Origin of the sequence: Synechococcus sp. H60.1 (assembly GCF_047462335.1) — a bacterium.
GTDB lineage: Bacteria > Cyanobacteriota > Cyanobacteriia > Thermostichales > Thermostichaceae > Thermostichus.
This window is the reverse complement of the sequence record NZ_JANSJA010000058.1, coordinates 1-1476: the sequence shown is the minus strand read 5'-3', so window position 1 is coordinate 1476 and position 1476 is coordinate 1. Positions and strand designations below refer to the sequence as shown.

The 1476-nt window shown below is 64.9% G+C and carries 2 protein-coding genes; both read right to left on the bottom strand.

Going from position 1 to position 1476, the window contains the following annotated elements; genetic code table 11:
- Positions 1–54: 54 nt before the first annotated feature.
- Positions 55–1209, bottom strand: coding sequence for a hypothetical protein (locus NW852_RS03030; RefSeq protein WP_414426455.1), 1155 nt, complete (start codon positions 1207–1209; stop codon positions 55–57).
- A gap of 88 nt (positions 1210–1297) precedes the next feature.
- Positions 1298–1462: a DNA methyltransferase gene (locus NW852_RS03025; protein ID WP_414426456.1), complete on the bottom strand. Its 165-nt coding sequence runs from the start codon at positions 1460–1462 to the stop codon at positions 1298–1300.
- Between the last annotated feature and the right edge of the window lie 14 nt (positions 1463–1476).

Below are 1476 nucleotides of genomic sequence, written 5' to 3'. Positions count from 1 at the left end.
CGTGCGCCCCTACACCCCTCTCCCACAGCGTGGGAGAGGGGCTGGGGGTGAGGGCTAACACCCACTGCCAAAGTTAAACAGCACCTGCAGCAAGTCCGCGTCGTCTATGATGCCGTCCCAGTTGAGGTCTTCGTTGCGGTAGCCGCGCCCGCCGAACGCAAACAGCACCCGCAGCAAGTCGGCGTCGTCCACGCAGCCGTTGCGGTCAACATCCCCACGCCGCGGGAAGCCTGTATCCAGCAGGAAGCCTTCGTACACGCCGCGCATGCCGACCCCTACGATATAGCGCCCATCGGGAGAAACATCCGTAGCCAGCAAAAGCGTAGCCCCGCCCCCAATCAGGTTCGCGTAGGTGCTATTCAGGTCGTCCATCTCGCCTGAGGCGCGCCAGCGGAAGGCGCGTCCCATGAGATCGACCCCACCGACCACGATGTTGCCATCCCCTGAAACGCCATGGGCAACACTTGCCGAAGCGCCTGACGGTCGGGGGAGATCGATCATCCCTGTCGCCTCCGTCCAGCGGAAGGCAGGCGAGATGCCACGCATGGGGGTACCGACGACGACCGAGCCGTCTGCGGAGACATCGAGCGACCCGCTGGGGGAGAAGGGGCGTGTGCCCAGCGCGATCATGCCTGTCTGCGCCGTCCAGCGGAAGCCACGCCATTCGCCTGTAGCATCTTGCGCGATGCCCACCACGACCGAGCCGTCCGCCGAAACCGCCCACGCCTCGCTCTCTGCGCCGCCCAGCGTGCCAAGGTCAATCATCCCCGTCTGCGCCGTCCAGCGGAAGGCGCGTCGCTCACCAGCCCCGTTGTGCGCCCAGCCCACCACGACCGAGCCATCTGCCGAGACGCCGCGCGCCTCACTCTGGTCGCCGCCCAGCGCGCCAAGGTCTACCATCCCCGTTGCCACCGTCCAGCGGAACGCGCGTCGCTGCCCGTTTACATCGTGCGCCCAGCCGACCACCACAGAACCGTTCGCCGAGACGCCGTAGGCAACACTCGCGTTGCCGCCCAGTGTGCCAAGGTATTGTGTCCCCAACGCTCGCGTCCAACGGAATGCGCGGGATTGCTGCGGAAAGCTCTCCGTCATACCCACAACCACAGAGCCGTCCGCCGAGACGCCCAAAGGTACCGTTAACGGGTTAAACTGCGTATCCAGCCAAGTAAGCGATTGCGACCAACCCGCCGTCGCCATGATCGCGCCCATTACCGCACAGACCATGTGCCTTCTCATATCGCTGCCTCCTGTACAGGATTGACGAATCACGCACTTAGGAGTTAGCGAAAGCCACCGTCTATCCTGCCAGATCCTTCAGCCCCACCACCTCCGCCCCTGCAAACGCCAGTCGCTCCGCCATAATCCGTATCGCGTCGGGATGGTTGTCAATCAGCACAAAGCGTCGCCCCAGACGCGCGGCTGCCTCGCCTGTGGCGCCGCTGCCCGCGAAAAAGTCCAACACCCAGTCGCCCACCG

Bases quoted from the DNA above. Each gene is read 5' to 3' on its own strand.
- NW852_RS03030 (WP_414426455.1), bottom strand. From the start codon at position 1,209: ATGGGCGCGATCATGGCGACGGCGGGTTGGTCGCAATCGCTTACTTGG.